The sequence below is a fragment of the Asanoa ferruginea genome, assembly GCF_003387075.1.
Classification (GTDB): Bacteria; Actinomycetota; Actinomycetes; order Mycobacteriales; family Micromonosporaceae; genus Asanoa; species Asanoa ferruginea.
This window is the reverse complement of the sequence record NZ_QUMQ01000001.1, coordinates 3,724,789-3,744,729: the sequence shown is the minus strand read 5'-3', so window position 1 is coordinate 3,744,729 and position 19,941 is coordinate 3,724,789. Positions and strand designations below refer to the sequence as shown.

13 protein-coding genes are annotated in these 19,941 nt (G+C 71.2%); 1 reads left to right on the top strand and 12 read right to left on the bottom strand.

All coding sequences use genetic code 11. The features are described 5' to 3' along the window. Nucleotides 1–801: 801 nt before the first annotated feature. From DFJ67_RS17590 to DFJ67_RS17550, 9 genes are all read right to left on the bottom strand, one after another. A complete protein-coding gene (locus DFJ67_RS17590; RefSeq protein ID WP_116068975.1) occupies nucleotides 802–2,172 on the bottom strand; it encodes a nitric oxide synthase oxygenase in 1,371 nt (456 codons plus the stop codon). A gap of 241 nt (nucleotides 2,173–2,413) precedes the next feature. After that, nucleotides 2,414–4,576, bottom strand: a complete 2,163-nt coding sequence (gene rho / locus DFJ67_RS17585; RefSeq protein ID WP_116068974.1) for a transcription termination factor Rho — start codon at nucleotides 4,574–4,576, stop codon at nucleotides 2,414–2,416. Between the two features lie 243 nt (nucleotides 4,577–4,819). Continuing rightward, a complete protein-coding gene (thrB, locus tag DFJ67_RS17580) occupies nucleotides 4,820–5,770 on the bottom strand; it encodes a homoserine kinase (protein ID WP_116068973.1) in 951 nt (316 codons plus the stop codon). Between the two features lie 41 nt (nucleotides 5,771–5,811). Further along, nucleotides 5,812–6,009, bottom strand: a complete 198-nt coding sequence (locus DFJ67_RS17575; RefSeq protein ID WP_116068972.1) for a type II toxin-antitoxin system antitoxin — start codon at nucleotides 6,007–6,009, stop codon at nucleotides 5,812–5,814. Nucleotides 6,010–6,013: 4 nt separating this feature from the next. Then, complete coding sequence (locus DFJ67_RS17570; RefSeq protein ID WP_116068971.1) at nucleotides 6,014–6,862, bottom strand: SPFH domain-containing protein; 849 nt, start codon at nucleotides 6,860–6,862, stop codon at nucleotides 6,014–6,016. Between the two features lie 31 nt (nucleotides 6,863–6,893). Beyond that, nucleotides 6,894–8,120, bottom strand: coding sequence for an MFS transporter (locus DFJ67_RS17565; protein ID WP_116068970.1), 1,227 nt, complete (start codon nucleotides 8,118–8,120; stop codon nucleotides 6,894–6,896). Between the two features lie 32 nt (nucleotides 8,121–8,152). After that, nucleotides 8,153–11,422, bottom strand: coding sequence for an efflux RND transporter permease subunit (locus tag DFJ67_RS17560; RefSeq protein ID WP_116068969.1), 3,270 nt, complete (start codon nucleotides 11,420–11,422; stop codon nucleotides 8,153–8,155). 78 nt (nucleotides 11,423–11,500) lie between these two features. Next, complete coding sequence (gene thrC, locus DFJ67_RS17555; protein WP_116068968.1) at nucleotides 11,501–12,550, bottom strand: threonine synthase; 1,050 nt, start codon at nucleotides 12,548–12,550, stop codon at nucleotides 11,501–11,503. A gap of 111 nt (nucleotides 12,551–12,661) precedes the next feature. Beyond that, the gene (locus tag DFJ67_RS17550) at nucleotides 12,662–13,633 is read right to left on the bottom strand and encodes an MDR family NADP-dependent oxidoreductase (RefSeq protein ID WP_116068967.1); all 972 of its coding nucleotides are present in this window, start codon (nucleotides 13,631–13,633) and stop codon (nucleotides 12,662–12,664) included. Nucleotides 13,634–13,687: 54 nt separating this feature from the next. Here DFJ67_RS17550 and DFJ67_RS17545 point away from each other — a divergent pair, with 54 nt between their 5' ends. Further along, on the top strand, nucleotides 13,688–14,683 hold the full coding sequence (locus DFJ67_RS17545; RefSeq protein ID WP_116068966.1) for a helix-turn-helix transcriptional regulator: 996 nt from the start codon (nucleotides 13,688–13,690) through the stop codon (nucleotides 14,681–14,683). 784 nt (nucleotides 14,684–15,467) lie between these two features. Here the strand turns inward: DFJ67_RS17545 and DFJ67_RS17540 are convergent. The 3 genes from DFJ67_RS17540 to argS form a co-directional block, all read right to left on the bottom strand. Continuing rightward, nucleotides 15,468–16,754: a homoserine dehydrogenase gene (locus DFJ67_RS17540; protein ID WP_239097168.1), complete on the bottom strand. Its 1,287-nt coding sequence runs from the start codon at nucleotides 16,752–16,754 to the stop codon at nucleotides 15,468–15,470. A gap of 77 nt (nucleotides 16,755–16,831) precedes the next feature. Then, nucleotides 16,832–18,214: a diaminopimelate decarboxylase gene (gene lysA / locus DFJ67_RS17535; RefSeq protein WP_116068964.1), complete on the bottom strand. Its 1,383-nt coding sequence runs from the start codon at nucleotides 18,212–18,214 to the stop codon at nucleotides 16,832–16,834. A gap of 8 nt (nucleotides 18,215–18,222) precedes the next feature. After that, a complete protein-coding gene (argS, locus tag DFJ67_RS17530; RefSeq protein WP_116068963.1) occupies nucleotides 18,223–19,887 on the bottom strand; it encodes an arginine--tRNA ligase in 1,665 nt (554 codons plus the stop codon). Nucleotides 19,888–19,941: the final 54 nt, after the last annotated feature.

Genomic DNA, 19,941 nt, shown 5'->3' with positions numbered 1-19,941 from the left:
CCAACGCCGCACGCCCCGCCGCCAACGCCGCACGCCACCGTCAACACCGGGCACCGCCGCCAAGGCCGAGCAGAACGCCAACGCCACACGCCACCGCCGGGCGTCGCCGCCAAGGCCGGGCACAACGCCGACGCCGCTCGCCACCGCCAACGCCGCACGCCCCGCCGCCGGCGCCGCACGCCACCGTCAACGCCGAGCAAAACGCCGACGGCGCTCGCCACCGCCAACGCCGCACGCCCCGCCCCCGCCAGCGCCGCACGCCACCGTCAACACCGGGCACCGCGGCCAAGGCCGGCCACTCCGCCAACGCCGGGCATCGCCGCCAAGGCCGGGCACAACCCCGACGCCGCTCGCCATCGCCAACGCCGCACGCCCCGCCCCCACCAGCGCCGCACGCCACCGTCAACACCGGGCACCGCGGCCAAGCCGGGCACCCACGCCAACGCCGCACGCGACCGCCAACGCCAACCCCAACGCCGCTGCGAAGGCCGCGCGCCCCGCCACCAAACGCCGCGCGCGCCGCCCCGCGCCGCCGCGCCGACGCGTGGCGCCGTGCGCGCCACCCCCAACGCCGCTCGCGCCAGAGCATCGGCCCACGCGGGGGCGAAACGTGCCGGGCGTGTCGTGCCGCCGGCGGGTAGGTCCGCGCGGGCGTACGTAACAAAACATGTAGCTACATGTTTTGTTATGTACGCCGCGACGAGGTGGTCCGCCCCCGGCGCGACACGCCCGGGCGCCCGATGCAGCAGCGCCAGAGCGCCGTTCGGGCTCGGCGAAGCGCAAAGGGCTGAGCGTTGGTCGTCAGTGGCGGACCGGGCAAGCGGGGCGCAGGGTCGGTGACGGGAGGGTCCTGGGTTCGGGCGACGTGGGCTGGGTCGGGACCATCGGTGCGGAGCGCTGGGTGGGTGCCGGGCGATCTGGCACGTGATGGGCACCCTGGGGCGCCGGGTGCTGCTCCCTGGCCAGGTCCTGGGGCGCGGGAGCGCTGGCCGGGTGGGCGCGGTGGCCCTTGGTCGCCAGCTCGCGGGCGTCGGGGTCGAGGTAGAAGTTCGGGCGTTGGTCGGCCTCGTGGTAGTAGCGGTGGAAGACGCCCGTCGCCGAGCCGGACATGGGTGGGACGATCCAGCTCCAGTCGGCCGGGACCTCGCGGCCGGCGCGGCCCTCGTTGCGGATGTGGGCCAGGAAGCGGTCTGACTCGGTGTGGTGGTCGGTGATCTTCACGCCGGCGCGCTCGAATGACCAGAGCACCGCGCGGTTGAGTTCGACCAGGACACGGTCGCGCCAGAGGGTGTTGGGCTTGCTGGTGTCGAGGCCCATCATCCGGGCCACCACCGGCACCATGTTGTAGCGCTCCGGGTCGGCCAGGTTGCGGGCGCCGATCTCGGTGCCCATGTACCAACCGTTGAACGGGGCCAGCGGGTAGTGCACCCCGCCGATCGTCAGGCGCATGTTGGAGATCGCGGGCACCGCGTGCCAGCGCAGCCCCAGCTCGGCGAACCAGCCGAACTCCGGGTGGGCCAGGGGCACCTCGAGCACCGCCCGCTCGGGCAGCTCGAACAGCCGCACCCCCTCGCTCGGCGTCTCGATCGCGATCGGCAGCACGTCGAACGCGTCGCCCTTGCCGCGCCAGCCCAGGTCGCGCATCGACTCGGTGAAGCCCACCGCGCGCGGGTCGCCGGTCACGCCGCCGTTGACGTCGCGGTAGCCGGCGTAGCGGATGAGCTGGTCGTTCCAGATCCGTGCGTAGGGGCGGCCGGGCTGTGCCTGCGGGAACACCGAGATCACCGGGCGGATCGCGCCGGGCTCGCGGTTGGCCGCCGCGGTGCCGCCGGCCATGCACAGGTGCCGCACGACCAGGGCGAAGATCTCCTCAGGGGTACGCGCCCGGCGCCGGTCGAGCACCACCAGGCTGCGCCAGTAGAGCCGGCCGATGCACCGGCTGGAGTTGCGCCAGGCGATCCGGGCGCCGTAGGCGAGCTCGTCAGGCGTGTGCCCGTAGGTGCCGGTGGCCGCGATCTGCGCCCGCACCACCGCCAACCGGGGCTCGACCGGGCCCATCTTGCCGTTGTCGGCGTAGCACATCCGCAGGAACTCTTCGGCCTCCCCGAAGTCGACCGGCGCCTGCGGGTCCCATGCCTCGGGGGGCATATCACGGTAACCAGGTGTCGTCATCGCGCCTCCCAGATTGATGACGTTCTTCCTACTCACGCGCACGGTGATGCCGCCGCAGCCAGGGGGCAGCTCCCGGGAGCGCAGTGTGAGCAGAGTTTCACCTGGGGTCACTCATGGATCGGACACCTTGTGCGACCGGGTGCCCCACCCATGAGACAGGTGCTGGGCTGCGGAAACATGAAACCGGCCCCACCCTGGGAAAGGTGGGGCCGGTTTCGGTGTCGCGTGGTCGCGACCGGGGTCACTCCCCCGGGGTTGACTTGGCGATCTGGCGCAGGAACTCGATGTTGGTGCGGCTCTGCTTGAGCCGGTCGAGCAGGAGATCGAGCGCGGCCTGCGACTCGAGCGAGTGCAGCACCTTGCGGAGCTTGTGCGTGATCGCCAGCTCGTCGGGCGCGAGCAGGATCTCCTCCTTGCGCGTGCTGGACGGGTGGATATCGATAGCGGGGAACACCCGCTTGTCGGCGATCTTCCGGTCCAGCTTGAGCTCGGCGTTGCCGGTGCCCTTGAACTCCTCGAAGATGACCGTGTCCATCATGGAACCGGTCTCCACCAGCGCGTTGGCGATGATGGTCAGCGACCCGCCGTTTTCGATGTTGCGGGCCGCGCCGAGGAAGCGCTTCGGCGGGTAGAGCGCCGTCGAGTCGATGCCGCCGGAGAGGATCCGGCCGCTCGCCGGGGCCGCCAGGTTGTAGGCGCGGCCGAGGCGGGTGATCGAGTCGAGCAGCACGACCACGTCGTGACCGAGCTCAACCAGCCGCTTGGCCCGCTCGATGGCGAGCTCGGCGACCGTGGTGTGGTCTTGCGGCGGCCGGTCGAACGTGGACGAGATGACCTCGCCCTTGACCGAACGCTGCATGTCGGTGACCTCTTCGGGGCGCTCGTCGATGAGCACGACCATGAGGTGCACTTCGGGGTGGTTGCGGGTGATCGCGTTGGCGACCGCCTGCTGGATCATCGTCTTACCGGCCTTCGGCGGCGAGACGATCAGCGCGCGCTGGCCCTTGCCGATCGGCATGATCAGGTCGATCACGCGGGTCGTCAGGATGTGCGGCTCGGTCTCCAGCCGCAGGCGCTCCTGCGGGTAGAGCGGGGTCAGCTTGTAGAACTCGGGGCGGCGCTTGGCCTCCTCCGGGTCCATGCCGTTGACCGTGTCGAGCCGGACCAGCGGGTTGTATTTGTCGCGCCGCTGCTCGCCCTCGCGGGCCGCCCGGACGGCACCGGTGACGGCGTCGCCGCGTCGCAGGCCGTATTTCTTGACCTGGGACATCGAGACGTAGACGTCGTTGGGGCCGGACAGGTAGCCGGTGGTGCGGACGAACGCGTAGTTGTCGAGCACGTCGACGATGCCGGCGACGGGCACGAGCACGTCGTCGTCGCTGACCTGGGGCTCACGCGTCTCACGACCGCCTTCGCGGCCGCCCTCACGCGTCTCGCCGCCCTCCGGACGGTCGCCCCGGCCCCGACGCCGGTCGCGGAAGCGGCTGCGCCGGCTCCGCCGGCCACCGCCCTCACCGTCGTCGTCGCCGTCGAGGTCACGGTTGGCCCCGTCGCGCTGTGCGTCGGGGTGGCCGCTGTCGCGTCGGCTGTCGTCGCGGCGGCTGTCGCCCTGGCTCTCGCCCCGGCGGCCGTCGCGCTGGCCACGCTCGTTGCTCGACCCACGCTCGTTGCGGTCGGACCGCTCGGCCCGGTCGGTGCCGCGGTCACCGCGGTCGCCGCGCTCAGCGCGGTCGCCCCGGTCGTTGCGGCTGGACCGCTCATCGGTGCGCTCGCCGCGCTCGTGGCGGTCACCACGGTCGCGGGTGTCCCGATCGCTCCGGGAGTCACCCGTGCCACCGCTGCCCCGCGAGTCACCATTGCCCCGCGAGTCACCAGTGCCACGCTCACGATCGCCCCGGGAGTCCCGGTCGTCGCGCTCGTCGACCCGCGGCTCGGGCGGAGCCGAGGCGGAAGCCGAAGCAGCCGTCGCGCGGCTGCGCCGGGTGCGCTGGCCACCCTCGGCAACGGGGGCAGCAGCTTCGTCAATGGTCGCGACGGCGGATGGCGCACTGGCGGTCTGCGCGGCAGCCACTGTCGGAGCCGACGTGGCGGCCACACCCGCCGACGCCGGTGCGGACGAGCCCGCCGGCGCGCCCTCGGGCGCGGCGGTCTTCTCGGACTCGGCACGCGGCCGAGGGGTGCTGCCGGTCGTCGCCCCGCCGTTCTGCCGCTCGGAGATAGCGGTGATCAGCTCGCCCTTGCGCATCCGGGCGGTGCCGGAAATGCCGAGGGACGCGGCCAGGCTCTGGAGCTCCGGCAGGAGCATCGCAGACAGCCCGCTGCCCCGCCGGCGTCGGGTGCCGGTGGTCGTGGCGTCGTCAGCGACGTTGGTGACATCCGACGTCACGTCGGTGGTGTCGCTCAATGGATTCCTTCCCTCGATAGGCCGGGGCTGCCCGGGTTGGGTAGATCAGGTGGCCGGGCGGCCTCGGTGCAACCCGCCTCGCTTGACACGTCACGGGTTTTCGCACGCCAACTCATCGCGGTGCGTGGCATGTGGTGCGGCGTAAGCCGAGGCAGGAGATTGACGGATCGACCGTCGATAGCTTCGGGGATGCGCCGCCCCGCAGATCGCATGCTTCGCGGCTGTGCTAGGTCTAGAGCGTAATCAACTCTTCCGACCTGCGGCAACAGGGGCCCGCTCGGCGTGTCCGAGTCTACCTGAACCAATCCTGGCGCCGACTACGTCTATCGCCAACTCGACCTGCTGCCAATCTATTCCCATCTTGACGTCGTCGGGTGGTGTGGTCAGGGCGAGAACAGTCGGCCCGGCCCCACTGACCACCGCGGCCACACCTCGACCACGCAGCTCATCGACGAGCGCCGCGGCCGCCGGCATCCCGGGTGCTCGATAGCCCTGGTGCAGCCGGTCTTCGGTGGCCGGAAACAGCAGGTCAGGCGCTGCGGTGAGGGCGTGAACGAGCAGTGCCGCACGACCGGCCGCGAAGGCCGCGTCCTGGTGTGGCACGGTCGTCGGCAACACCGCCCGGGCCTCGGCGGTCAGCCCGCGGTCGGCGGGAATGAACACGGTCGGCCGGATCTGCGGCGACGGCTCCAGCCGCACCGCCCGGAAGCCACCGGACCGCTCGTCGGACCACGCGATCACGAACCCGCCGAGCAGGCACGGCGCCACATTGTCGGGATGGCCCTCGAGCTCGGCGGCCAGGGCGAGCGCGGCCGCGTCGTCGAGGATCGTGGTGCCGTCACGGACCAGCGCGCGGGCGAGTTGCACCCCGGCCACGACCGCCGCCGACGACGAGCCGAGCCCGCGGGCCTGTGGGATGCGGTTGACGCATTCGACGGCCACGCCGGGCGGATGCCCGCCGAGCCGATCGAACGTCGCGGCCATCGCGCGCGCCACCAGGTGGTCGGCGCCGGTCGGCAACTCACCGGCGCCCTCACCGGCCACGTCGACCTGCCAACCCCGGTCAGTGACCCAGGCCGCGACGTCGTCGTGGAGGGCAAGGGCCAGACCGAGCGCGTCGAAGCCCGGACCGAGGTTGGCGCTGGTCGCCGGCACCCGCACCCGCACCGCCCCGTCGACGAACGTCACACCCATGCCCCGCACTCTAGAGGCACCTACCGACAAGATCTGGCGGGTCAGGAATCGTCCACAGAGCGGAACTCGGGCTCGGCGTCGGGCGCCGCGCGGATCGGCCGGCCGGCCGCCCGCAGCGCCTGGCGCAGCGCGTATTCGATCTGGGCGTTCACGCTGCGCAGGTCGTCGGCCGCCCACCGGGCCAGCGCGTCGTAGACGTGTGGATCGAGCCGCAGCAGCAGCTTCTTACGCTCGGCCATGCGGTCAGTAGAGCGTTCCGGCGTTGACCACCGGCGACACCGACCGGTCACCGCAGAGCACGACCAGCAGGTTGGCCACCATCTGCGCCTTGCGCTCCTCGTCGAGGTCGACGACCTGTTGCTCTCGGAGCTTCTCAAGCGCGCTGGACACCATGCCGACCGCGCCCTCCACGATCTTGAACCGGGCGGCGACGATAGCCGAGGCCTGCTGCCGGGCCAGCATCGCCTGGGCGATCTCCGGCGCGTAGGCCAGGTGGGTCACCCGCGACTCGAGCACCTCGACGCCGGCCAGCGTGAACCGCTCGGCCAGCTCAGCGGTGAGCTGCTCGCTGACCACCGCGCTGTCGCGCAGGCTGGTCGCGCCGGTGTCGTGTGCCTCGTAGGGATAGGTGGTCGCCATGTGCCGCACGGCGGCCTCGGCCTGCACCGCCACATAACGCAGGTAGTCGTCGACGCCGAAGGCCGCGTTGGCCGAGTCGACCACCCGCCAGACCACCACGGCCGCGATCTCGACGGGGTTGCCGTCGGCATCGGAGACCTTGAGTTTCGCGGTCTCGAAGTTGCGCACCCGCAGCGTGATCCGGCGCCGCCCGGTCAGCGGCCAGGTCCAGTGGAACCCGGCCTCCCGGATCGAGCCCACATAGCGGCCGAAGAACTGCACGACCTGCGCGTCGTTGGGGTTGACCACGACGAACCCGGTGGCACCGAAGACCACGACGACGCCCAGGACGATGGCGACGGCGGCCGTCGCCGGGCCGGGCAGCGCGACGCCGAGCGCCACCGCGACGGCGGCCAGCACGACCACCAGCAACAGGGCCAGGAATCCAGGTAGCCGGAACGCCCGCTTTTCCATCGCATGCCTCCGCACTATCAAAGTGATATCACTACGATAGCGCGGGAGCGCTCGTGAGCGAAAGCCGCCGGGTCAGCAGCCACCAGCCCACCGCGTAGAGCAGCGTGACCGCGCCGCAACCGGCCAGGATGACCCGCTCGTCGAGGGTGTCGACGACGGCGGCCACGCCGAGTTGGCTGACCGAGATCGCCAGCGTCGCCAGCATCAGGTCGGTGGCGAACACCCGGCCGCGCAACCGGTCCGGCACCTCGGTCTGAAGCGCGTAGTTGGACATCGTCCAGTTGCTGCCGGCCGCGAAGTGCGCCAGGAACACCAGGACCAGGACCAGCGGGAACCAGGTCAGGACCGAGACGCCGAGGTACGCCAGCCCGTAGGTCGACATCGACAGCGCCAGTCCCGGCAGCAGCAGCGCACGCCGGGTCAGCAGCGGCCGCAGCGCGAACGGGCCGACCAGCGCGCCCAGCCCGCGCACCGCGAAGAGCAGGCCGGCGCCGATCGGGCCGACCCCGTAGACGGCGGCGAGCAGCGGAAAGACGGTCAGCACCCCGTTGCCCAGGCCGACCGCCGACTTGACCGTGACCAGGGCCCGCACGGTCGGCCGCCCGGAGATGTAGGTCAGCGCCTCGCCGATCGCCGCGAACGCCCGGACCGCCGGCTCCGCCGCGTCCCGCGGTGCCTGCAACGGCTTGCGGATCCGCCCGGCCAGCACCGCGGCGCCGGCCAGGGCGGCCGCCGCGATCCAGAAGCAGGCGTAGGGGCTGAGCACCGCACTCAGGATCCCGCCAAGGGAGGCGCCGAGCACCGCCATCGTGCCCCAGGCCGCGCCGGCCAGCGTGGTCGCCAGGCCCAACTCGCTCGCCGCGACCACATTGGGCAGCGACGCCGAGGCGGCCGGCGAGTAGAAGCCCTTCGCCACGGCCATCCCGCCGACCACGACGATCGCCAGCCAGGCGGTGCCGGGGGTACGCACGAGCAGCAGGAGCAACAGCACGGCGAGGCAGGCCAGGTTGGCGGTGACCATGACCTTCTTGCGGTCGAGCCGGTCGGCGACCGTGCCGGCGTAGGGCAGCACCAGCGCGGTCACCCCGGTGTCGGCGGCGAGCACGAACGCGCCCCAGGTGCCGCTGCCGGTCAGCTCCGGCAGGAGCACCAGCAACGGCACCATGACGAACCAGTCGGAGCCGAAGACCACCAACTCGGCGACGAACAGCCGGCGGAAGTCAGGGTTGCGCAACAGCAGGGCAAGGAGCGGGGGCACCGCCAGACGTTACCCCCGACTCCCCTCTGTGCTCAGTCCTCGCTGGGCGGGCGCGGCCGGTTGCGCGGCAGCCGCAACACCTCGAACTGGTCGGTGCCCTCCAGCAGCGCCGCCGACGGCCGGCTCGGGTCCGGGTCGGCGGTGCGCTGCAAGGGCGAGCCGGCCGGCGTCGCGACCTGGTTGGGCGCGACGTCGTCGAAGGTCTTGTGCCCGTTGGACGACGGGTTCGGGCCCGCGGCCACGCCGGCCCGGCGGAGCCGGAACCGCTCCTTGGTGCCCTCGACCATCGTGTAGAGCGTCGGCACCAGCACCAGCGTCAGCAGCGTCGAGGTGATCAGGCCGCCGATCACGACCACGGCCAGCGGCTGCGAGATGAACCCACCCTCGCCGGTCAGGCCGAGCGCCATCGGGAGCAGCGCGAAGATCGTCGCCACCGCGGTCATCAGGATCGGCCGCAGCCGGCGCCGGCCACCCTCGACCACCGCGTCGCGCACGCTCATGCCCTGCTCGCGGTATTGGTTGATCAGATCCATCAGCACGATCGCGTTGGTGACCACGATGCCGACCAGCATCAGCATGCCGATCAGCGCCGGCACGCCTAGTGGGGTGCCGGTGAGCAGCAGCAGGCCGATCGCGCCGGTCGCCGCGAACGGCACCGAGACCAGCAGGATCAGCGGCTGCACCAGGCTCCGGAAGGTGGCCACCATGATCACGAAGACGATCGCGATGGCCGCGAGCACCGCCATGATCAGCTTGCGGAACGCGTCGGCCTGGTCGGCGCTGACGCCACCGACCTCCCAGGTGGCGCCGTCCTTCAGGGTCAGCCCCGCGAGCTTCTCCTTCAGCGCGGTCGTCGTGGCACCGAGGTTGGAGCCGGTCGCCGTGCCGGTCACGGTGACGCTGCGATCGCCGTCGATCCGATCGATCGCCAGCGGGCCCTCGACCGTCTCCACCTGTGCGACCTGGCCAAGCGTCAGCGGCCCGTTCCACTTCATCGGGCCGAGCGGCAGCGCCCGCAGCTCCTCGACGGTGGCCGGCGGCGTGCCGGTCTGGAGCACCACGTCGACCCGCTGCCCGTCGACGGTGACCTGGCCGAGCGGCGCGCCGCGCATCGCGGCGGCGACGACCTGGCCCACCGACTGGTCGGTCAGCCCGTAGGCCGCGGCGACCGACCGGTCCAGCGTGATGTCGAACCGGGTCGAGCTGTCGGCGAGCCCGCTCTGCACGTCGGCGACGTCGGGCGTGTCGGCCATGGCGGCCCGCACCTGCTCGGCCGCGGCCGCCAGGGCCTCCTGGTCGGCGGCCCGGACGACGACCGCGAGCTGGTTGGCCGACGATCCGCCGCCCTGGCCGAAGGTGAACTCGCCGGCGTTGCTCAGCTTGCCGAACTCGTCGCGCAGGGTCGCTTCGACGTCTTTGGACTCGACGCCATCGCGCAGCGTCACCGAGTAGCTGGCGGTGCGGCCGCCGGCCGCGCCCTCCCACGGCAGCCCCGAGCCGCCGGCACTGACCTGGTAGGACTCGACGCCTTCGGCGCGCTTCAGGATCGCCTCGACCTGACCGGCGGCCTGGTCGGTCTGCGCGAGGCCGCTGCCGACCGGGAGCTCCTGCTGGATCGCCAGCGTGTTGCCGCCGCTGTCGTCGAGGAAGTTGGTCTCCAGCCGGGTGCCGAGCGCGAACGTGCCGATCAGCACCAGCAGGCCGATGCCCACCGTGGTCCAGCGGCGGGCCGTCGCGAACCGGATCACCGGCAGGTAGGCCTTCTGGAGCCGGTTGTCGCGCTCCTTGGCCTCGGCCTCGGCGCGCACCCGCTCCTCGTCGGCGCCGGTGCCGGCCGGGCGCAGGAACCAGTAGGCCAGCACCGGGATGACGGTCAGCGAGACCAGCAGCGACGCGAGCAGGGCGACCGTGACGGTGATGGCGAACGGCGCGAAGAGCTGGCCGACGAAGCCGCCGACGAGCGCGATCGGCGCGAACACCGCGACGGTGGTCAGCGTCGACGCGGTCACGGCGCCGGCGACCTCGCGTACACCGGTGAGGATCGCGGTTCGTTTGTTTTCGCCGTACCCGAGATGTCGTTTGATGTTTTCCAGCACGACGATCGAGTCGTCGACCACCCGGCCCACCGCGATCGTCAGCGCGCCGAGCGTGAGCAGGTTGAGCGAATAGTCGCCCAGGTAGAGCACGATCAGCGCGACCAGCACCGACAGCGGGATCGAGACCGCGGTGACCAGGGTCGAGCGCACCGAGAGCAGGAAGACCAGGATCACGATCACGGCCATCAGGAGGCCGAGCAGACCCTCGGTGGTCAGGCTGTCGATCGACGACTCGACGAACGGCGCCTGGTCGAACACGACGGTCAGGTCGGAGTTGACCGTGCTGCCGAGGCCGGCGAGCTTGTCGTTGACCTGGTGGGAGATCTCGACGGCGTTGCTGTCGGGCGTTCCGAAGATCTCGATGCCCAGGCTCGCGGTGCCGTTGGTGCGGGTGAACGAGGTCGCCGGCGCCAGGTCTTCGACCACGTCACTGACGTCGCCCAGCTTCGTCGGCGGGGTGCCCGGCGCGGCGGTCAGGTAGATGCCCTTGAGCTTGTCGAGCGAGTCGATCTGGCTGCCGGTCTGCACCGCGTAGGTCTTGCCGGCGTCGGTGATCGAGCCCGCCGGGACGGTGACGCCGTTGGCCTGGAGCGCGGCCGGGATCGACGCCGGATTCACCTTCGCCGCGGCCAGCTTCGCCGGGTTGGGGGTGATCTTCACGATCTGGTCACGGGCGCCGGAGACGTTGACGGTGCGCACGCCGTCGATGCCCTCGAGCTCGGGCACGACCTGGGTGCGCAGCCGGTCGGCCAGCGCGCGCTCGTCGTCGCGGATCGTCGCGGCGAGCACCAGCACCGGCAGGTCGTCGGTGCTGCCCGCGAACACCGTCGGATCGACGTTGTCGGGGAGCTGCGGTCGGATCCGGTTGATCGCCGTCTGCATCTGGTTGACGGCGTTGTCGAGGTCGGTGCCGAACTCGTAGGAGACCTGGACGGTCGCCGAACCCTCGCGGCTGGTCGAGTTGACCTTGTCGAGCCCGTCGATGCCCTGGATGCTGTTTTCCAGCGGCTCGGTGACCTGCCGCTCGACCACGTCGGGCGACGCACCCGGGTAGGTCGCGATGATGAACGCGCCCGGAAACTCCAGCGAGGGCAGGAGCTGCTGCTTGAGCTGGGGCAGGGTGAAGACGCCGAACAGCGTGATGACGACCGCGATCAGCGCGACGAGACCCCGGTTGGCCAGACTGAGCCGGGCGAGTAGCGACATGCGGAAGATTTTGGCGTAGCCGTCTTCGCGCCTTCCGCGCGGGGTGCGAGGGTTATTGCCGCCTCGGCCGCGTTGGGCTCAGGCGAGATCCAACGCGCGGGCTGCGACCAACACGTCGTTTCGGATGGTGATGGGCGACGGTGCGGTGGAAATAGCCCACTCGGGGTCTTTGAGGCCATGCCCGGTGACGGTGCAGACCACCGTCGCGCCGCGCGGGATCAGCCCGGCGGCGGCGCTCTGCAACAGCCCGGCGACACTGGCCGCGCTGCCCAGCTCGACGAACACGCCGACCTCGCGGGCCAGCATCCGGTAGGCGGCCAGGATCTCCCGGTCGGTCACCGCGTCGATCCGCCCGCCCGACTCGTCACGCGCGTCGACCGCCTTGGTCCAGCTCGCCGGGTTGCCGATCCGGATCGCGGTGGCGATCGTCGACGGCTCGCGGACCACACTGCCGGTCACGATCGGCGCGGCGCCAGAAGCCTGAAAACCAAACATCCTGGGGGTACGGGTGGCCCGCCCGGCCGCCGCGTCTTCGCCGTAGCCCATCCAGTAGGCGGCGATGTTGCCGGCGTTGCCGACCGGCAGGCAGTGGATCTCCGGTGCGTCGCCGAGCGCTTCGACGATCTCGAACGCGGCCGTCTTCTGGCCGTGCAGCCGGTCGACGTTGACCGAGTTGACCAGCGCGACCGGGTATTCCACCGCCAGCTTGGAGGCGAGCCCGAGGCAGTCGTCGAAGTTGCCGCTGACCTGGAGCAGCTTGGCGCCGTGCACCAGCGCCTGGGCCAGCTTGCCGAGCGCGATCTTGCCCTGTGGCACGAGCACGGCGCAGGTCAGCCCGGCGCGGGCAGCGTACGCCGCCGCGGAAGCGCTGGTGTTGCCCGTCGAGGCGCAGATGATCGCCTTGTTGCCGGCCTCGACCGCCTTGGAGACGGCCACGGTCATCCCGCGGTCCTTGAACGAGCCGGTCGGGTTGGCCCCTTCGACCTTGAGGAACACCTCGGCACCGGTCCGCGAGGACAGCACCGGGGCCGGCAGCAGTGGCGTGTTGCCCTCGTGCAGCGTGATGACCGGCGTGGCGTCGGTGACCGGCAACCGGTCCCGGTAGGCATCGATCAGTCCCCGCCACATGGCGATCTCCCTGGCTCTGGCCTGCGTTGTGGCCAGCGTAGGCACACGCTTAGTGATCTCCGCAAGCGGACCGTCCCGTTCCATGGCTCGGGACAGTCCGCTTTTCGGACGTCAGAGCCGCACGGCGACGTTGCCCCGGTAGGCACCGGCGAGCAGATCGACGAGCGCTGCCGGCACGGCTTTGAGCCCGCCGTCCACGATGGTGTGCGGGAAGGTGAACCGGCCTTCCGCGTGCCACTTCGCGAAGTGCGTCTGCCACGCCGCGATCTGGTCCGGGGTGTGGTGGGTGGCGAACGGCCGCACCGCGATCCCCTTGGCGGTGGCCGCGGTCAGGTCGGGCTCGGGCTGGCCACCGATCTGGGTGGCGAGCGAACCACACAGCGCGAACCGGGCGCCGGGCCTGGCATTGGCGACCGCGGCGTCGAACTGTTCGCCGCCGACGTTGTCGAAGAACACGGTGATGCCGTCCGGGGCGAGGGCGCGGAGCCGGTCGGCCGGCGGCCCGTCGTGATAGTCGAAGGCCGCGTCGAAGCCGAGTTCCCGCACCAGGTAGTCGACCTTCGCCGGGCTGCCCGCGCTGCCGATCACGGTGGCGGCGTTCTTGCAGCGCGCTATCTGACCGGCCAGCGAGCCGACCCCGCCGGCGGCGCCGGACACGAACACGACGTCGCCGGGCCCGACCTCGGCGATGTCGACCATCCCGTAGTAGGCCGTGGTGCCCTGGCCGAGGTGGTGGACCGGGCTCAGCTCCCGATCGAGGCGGGGAAAGGCGGCGGCCGGGCCGGCGGCGTACTCGGACCAGCCCGCCATCGTCATGACCAGGTCGCCGGTCTTCAGCGCCGGGCTGTCCGAGCGGACCACGGTGCCCACTCCGGCGAGGCCGACCCGCTGTCCCGGCTGCCAGGGCGGGATCGGCAGGCGCGAGTCGGCCCGCATCATCTCGAGGTAGGCGACCGCCAGGCCGACGTAGTCGATCTTCACGAGCACCTCGCCGTCGGGCATCTCCTGGTTTTCGACGACGTCGAAGTGCTCGGTGGTCAGTTCGCCGCTCAGGTGCCGGGCCAGCCGGATCTCTGTGTTCATGGCTCGGACGCTATGGTGCTTTGCGGCCAGTTCCTGACCTCAATTGGAGCTCATATGGCCAACACGAGCACCCGATCCCTTCAGCTGCTCTCGCTGTTGCAAACGCACCGCTACTGGCCGGGCGACGAACTGGCGGCCAGGTTGGCGGTCAGCCCACGAACCCTGCGGCGCGACGTCGACCGGTTGCGCGAGCTGGGCTATCCGGTCACCGGCAGCCGCGGCGTGGCCGGCGGCTACCAACTCCGGCCGGGCGCGGTGCTGCCCCCACTGCTGGTCGACGACGACGAGGCGGTGGCCATCGTGATCGGCCTACGGTCCGCGGCCGGCGGCGTGGTGGCGGGCATCGAGGACACGGCGGTCCGGGCGCTTGCCAAGATCGTGCAAGTGCTGCCGCCCCGGTTGCGACAACGGGTCGATGCTCTCCAGGCCCACACCGTGCCGGCGCTCGCGGGCGGGGATCCGGTCGACGCGGTCGCGCTGACCACGATCGCGCTGGCGGCCCGGGATGCCGAGCGCGTGCGGTTCTCCTACGGTGACGCTTCGCGGCTCGTCGAACCGCACACGCTGGTCACCCTGGGCCGACGCTGGTATCTGGTGGCTTGGGACCTGGACCGCCACGACTGGCGCACGTTTCGGCTGGACCGGCTGACCGACCCGGTCCCGACGGGGGCCCGGTTCCGGCTCCGCGACCTGCCCGGCGGTGATCCGGCGGCTTTCGTCCGCGCCCGCGTCGGCGGGGTCCCGACCCGCTACCGGGTGGAGGTGGTGGTGCGGGCGGCGGCCGACGTGGTGACGGCGGCGGTCGGGCGCTGGGGAACGGTAGAGGCGCTCGACGAGCAGAGCTGCCGCCTGCGGATGGACGTCCACCAGCTGGACGACCCGATCAAGGTGGTCGCTGGTCTCGGCGCCGATTTCGAGATCCTGGAGCCCGCCGAACTGCGCGACCGCGTTCAAGCCATCGGCGAGACCTTCCTCCGCTCAACAGAACGGCGCGTCGACCCCGACACGCCGCCCCGTCACGCGGGCTTCCCGCCGCGCGGGGAGATCTAGGAAAATAGATGTAGCTATAGCAACAGTTTTTTACCTAGATCTGCGGAAGTGAGCGGCGAGACCGGCGTGTCGACCACGACACGCCCGGCGGTCGTCAAGGCAGGGCCGGCAATGTCGCCGGCTCGAGGCAGGACGGCCCCGCCAGCGTCCCCGCCGAGCCGGATCCACCCACTGGCGCCCGCACCGGGTCCATCCGGAGCCACCCCCTGGCGCCCGCGCCGGGTCGAGCTGGGATTACCCACCGGCGTCCACGCCGAGTTAAGGCCGAACCACCCAAACCGCCTGCGCCGCCCCGCGCCAGGACCACCCACCCGGCGTCCATGCCGAGTTAAGGCGGAACGACCCAACCGCATCTGCGCCGCGTCGCGCCAGGACCGCCCACCCGCGTTCACGCCGAGTTAAGGCCGAACCACCCAAACCGCCTGCGCCGCCCCGCGCCAGGACCACCCACCCGGCGTCCATGCCGAGTTAAGGCGGAACGACCCAACAGCATCTGCGCCGCGTCGCGCCAGGACCGCCCACCCGCGTTCACGCCGAGCTAAGCCGGAACCCACCCAACCGCATCTCCGCCGCGCCAGGATCAACCACCCGCGTCCACGCCGGGCCGGGCCGGAACCACCCGCCAGCGTCCGCGCCGGGACGAGCCAGGACAACCCGCCGACGTCCGCGCCGAGTCGAACCGGGACCGACCGCTCGCGTCCGCGCCGAGTCGAAGCGGGACCGACCGCTCGCGTCCGCGCCGAGTCGAAGCGGGACCGACCGCTCGCGCGGGCGGCGGGCTGAGTTAGACCGAGCCCTCAACCCTCAGGACGCTGGCGATGGCCCGGACGAACTCCAGGCCTCGCAGCTCCTCGACCGTCGCGGCCAGGGCGGCATCAGGTGCGCCGTGCGTGACGATCACCAGGACGGCGTCATCGCCCCGGCCCGACTGGCGGACGGTCGCGATCGAGACGTCGTGCTTGGCGAAGATGCCGGCCACCGTGGCGAGCACGCCGGCGCGGTCGGCCACGTCGAGGCTCACGTGGTAGCGGGTGACCGCCTCGCCCATCGGGCGGATGGGCAGCGCCGCGTAGGACGATTCGCTGGCCGCCCGCGTGCCGGCCAGGTGGTTGCGGGCCACCGCCACCAGGTCGCCGAGCACCGCGCTCGCCGTCGGCGCGCCGCCGGCACCGCGGCCGTAGAACATCAGTTGCCCGGCCGCCTCGGCCTCGACGAACACCGCGTTGAACGCGTCGCCGACGCTGGCCAAGGGGTGGCTGCGGGGGATCATCGCCGGGTGGACGCGCACGCTCACCGACGGCCGGCCCTCGTTGTCGAGGGCGCGGGTGGCGATGCACAAGAGCTTGATCGTGCAGCCCATCTGCTTGGCGCTGGCCACGTCGCGGGCGCTCACCGCGGTGATGCCCTCGCGGTAGACGTCGGCCGCGCCGACCCGGGTGTGGAACGCCAGCGAAGCCAGGATCGACGCCTTCGCCGCCGCGTCGAAGCCCTCGACGTCGGCGGTCGGGTCGGCCTCGGCGTAGCCCAGCGCGGTCGCCTCTTCGAGTGCCTCCTCGAAGCCGGCGCCCGTCTCGTCCATCGCCGAGAGGATGAAGTTGGTCGTGCCGTTGACGATGCCGGTCACCCGGGTGATCGTGTCGCCCTGCAACGACTCGCGCAGCGGGCGCAGCAGCGGGATCGCGCCCGCGACGGCCGCCTCGTAGTAGAGGTCTGCCGCGCCTTCCGTGGCCGCGTCGTGCAGTGTGCCGCCGTCTTCGGCCAGCAGTGCCTTGTTGGCGGTGACCACGCTCTTGCCGCGGCGCAGTGACTCGACCAGCCAGGTGCGGGCCGGCTCGATGCCGCCGACCACCTCGACCACCACGTCGACGTCTTCGCGCTTGACCAGGCCGAGCGCGTCGGTGGTGAACAGGGCCGGGTCGACCGGCAGGTCGCCGCGGTCGCGCCCGGGGCGCCGCACCGCGATGCCGACGATCTCCAGCTGCGCGCCGACCCGCGCGGTCAGGTCGGTGGCCTGCTCGTGCAGCAGGCGCACGACCTCGGTCCCAACTGTGCCGCAGCCGAGCAGGGCGATCCGGACACTCCCCTTTTCCCCATCCGCGGTTTGCTCTGCGCCGACCGAAGGTCCAGGCGCCTTTAGCGACACAGTCTTCATCCCACATCCAATGCCAGGAGGTCGGCTTCGGTCTCCCGCCGGACGATCACCCGTGCCTCGCCGCCGCGGACGGCGACCACCGGGGGACGGGGCACGTGGTTGTAGTTGCTGGCCATGCTCCGGCAATAGGCGCCGGTGCCGGGCACGGCAAGAAGATCTCCGGGCTGCACGTCAGCGGGCAGGAATTCATCCTTCACCACGATGTCCCCGGACTCACAATGTTTTCCCACCACCCGGGCAAGGATCGGGTCGGCGGTCGATGCGCGCCCGGCGACGGTGGCGGAGTAGGAAGCGTCGTACAACGCTGTCCTGATGTTGTCGCTCATTCCCCCGTCGACGCTGACGTAGGTCCGCAGTCCATCGACATCTTTGACGGTGCCGACCTCGTAGAGCGTGAACATCGCGGGGCCGACGATGGCGCGGCCGGGCTCGATCGACAGCTTGGGGGTGGCCAGGTCGAGCGCGGCGCACTCGTCGTCGACGATCTTGAGCATGCGGTCGGCCAGATCGGCGGGCGTCGACGGGTCGTCCTGGGTCGTGTAGGCGATGCCGAAGCCGCCGCCCAGGTCGATCTCCGGCAACTCGACGCCGCGCGCGTCGCGGATCTGCGCCTGCAGCGCGAGCACCCGCCGCGCGGCGACCTCGAAACCGCTGGCGTCGAAGATCTGGGAGCCGATGTGCGAGTGCAGCCCGCGCAGGTCGAGCACGTCGTCGTCGAGGATCTTGCAGACCGCCTTGAACGCCGCTCCCCCGCCGACCGAGAAGCCGAACTTCTGGTCCTCGTGCGCGGTGGCGATGAACTCGTGGGTGTGCGCCTCGACGCCGACGGTCACCCGTACCAGAACAGCCTGGCGAATGTTCTTCTCGCGCGCCAGCGCCGTCAGCCGGTCGATCTCGTCGAACGAGTCGACGATGATCCGGCCGACACCCGCGTCGACGGCCCGCGACAGCTCGGAAAGCGACTTGTTGTTGCCGTGGAAGCCGATCCGCTCCGGCGGCATCCCGGCCGAGAGCGCGGTGGCCAACTCGCCGCCGGTGCACACGTCGAGGAAGAGGCCCTCCTCGTCGATCGCGCGCACCACCGCCCGACACAGGAACGCCTTGCCCGCGTAGTAGATGTCGTGCCCCGCGAACGCGGCTTTGAAGTCGCGAGCCCGAGACCGAAGATCATCTTCATCGAGTACGTAGGCAGGGGTGCCGTATTCGGCCCGGATCCGCTCGACGCTGAGGCCCGCGACGGCGAGTGCGCCGCGTTCGTCGCGGGTCACGCCGCTCGGCCACAGTTGCGGAACCAACGCGTTGACATCATCGGGGGTACGTAGCCAGGCAGGGCCCTGGCCGAAGTCCCCGTGCAGCGCGCCAGCTTCGTGCGCCCTCATGTTCCTTGTTACATCCGTTCTGGTGCGGTCACGCCGAGCAGGCCGAGCCCATTGGCGATCACTGTGCGGGTGGCGTCGTTGAGCCACAGCCGCGCGCGATGCGTGTCGGTGATCTCCTCGTCGCCCCGGGGCAGAACCCGGCAGTTGTCATAGAACCGGTGGTAGGCACCGGCCAGGTCTTCCAGGTAGCGCGCCACCCGGTGGGGCTCGCGCAGCTCGGCCGCCGTGGCGACCACCGCCGGGTAGTCACCCAGCGACTTGAGCAGGTCGAGCTCCTTCTCGTGGTCGAGCAGCTCGGGGTGGAACGCATCGCCGGAGCCGCGGGTCAGCCCGACCTCGGCGGCGTTGCGGGCCACGCTCGCGGTGCGCGCGGCCACGTATTGCACGTAGTAGACCGGGTTGTCGCGGGTCGACCGGGTCCACAGGTCGACGTCGATGTCGATCGGTGAGTCGCTGGAGAACCGGGCCAGCGCGTAGCGCGCGGCGTCGACGCCGATCTTCTCGACCAGGTCTTCGAGGGTCAGCGTGGTGCCCGCGCGCTTCGACATCCGCAGCGCCTCGCCGTTTTCGAGCAGGTTGACCAACTGTCCGATGAGGATTTCCAGGTTGGCGTCGGGGTCGTCGCCGAAGCACGCCGACATCGCCCGCATCCGGCCGACGTAGCCGTGGTGGTCGGCGCCGAGCATGATGACCACCCGGTCGAAGCCCCGCGCGCGCTTGTCGAGGTAGTAGGCGCAGTCACCGGCGAAGTAGGTCCAGTCGCCGTCGGACTTGCGCAGCACCCGGTCCTTGTCGTCGCCGAAGTCGGTGGTGCGCAGCCAGACCGCGCCGTCGGCCTCGAAGACGTGGCCCTGTGCCCGCAGCCGCTCCAGCGCGAGGTCGAGCTCGCCCTGGTCGTGCAACTGCTTCTCGTTGAAATAGACGTCGAAATTGACGCCGAAGTCGACGAGCGAGCTCTTGATCTCGTCGAACATGATCGCGACGCCGGCGACCCGGAACGTCTCCAGGCTCTCCGGCTCTGGCGCGGTCAGCGCGTCGGGGTGCACCTCGGCGACCGTGCTGGCGATCTCGCCGATGTAGGCGCCCCGGTAGCCGTCTTCCGGCGTGGGCTCGCCCAGCGCGGCGGCCCGCAGTGACCGGGCGAACCGGTCGATCTGGGAGCCGGCGTCGTTGAAGTAGTACTCGGTGGTCACCTCGGCGCCGGTCGCGCGGAGCAGCCGGCTCAGCGCGTCGCCGACGGCGGCCCAGCGGACGCCGCCGATGTGCACCGGCCCGGTCGGGTTGGCCGAGACGAACTCCAGGTTGACCCGCTGGCCCGCGAAGCGGTCAGTGTGCCCGTAGGCCTCCCCTGCCTCGACCACCCCACTGGCCAGCAGGCCGGCGGCCGCGGCGTCGAGCCGGATGTTGAGGAAGCCCGGTCCAGCGATCTCTACCGATTTGATACCTGGCGCGCGGCCGAGCTGCTCGGCGATCTCCCCAGCGAGCTCGCGCGGCGGCACACCGATCTTCTTCGCGAGCTGAAGTGCCAGCGTGGCGGCATAGTCGCCGTGCTCGGGGTTGCGGGGTCGCTCGACCGTCACCGTCTCGGGCAGCGTGGACTGATCGAGTCCGCGGGCGGAGAACACGGTGCGGGCCGCGGCGAGCACGACCTCGGCGAGGTTGGCGGGAGTCACTGATCCATGCTAGCGGGGGTAGACTCTGTCACTCGGTGGCGACCCTGCGCGCCC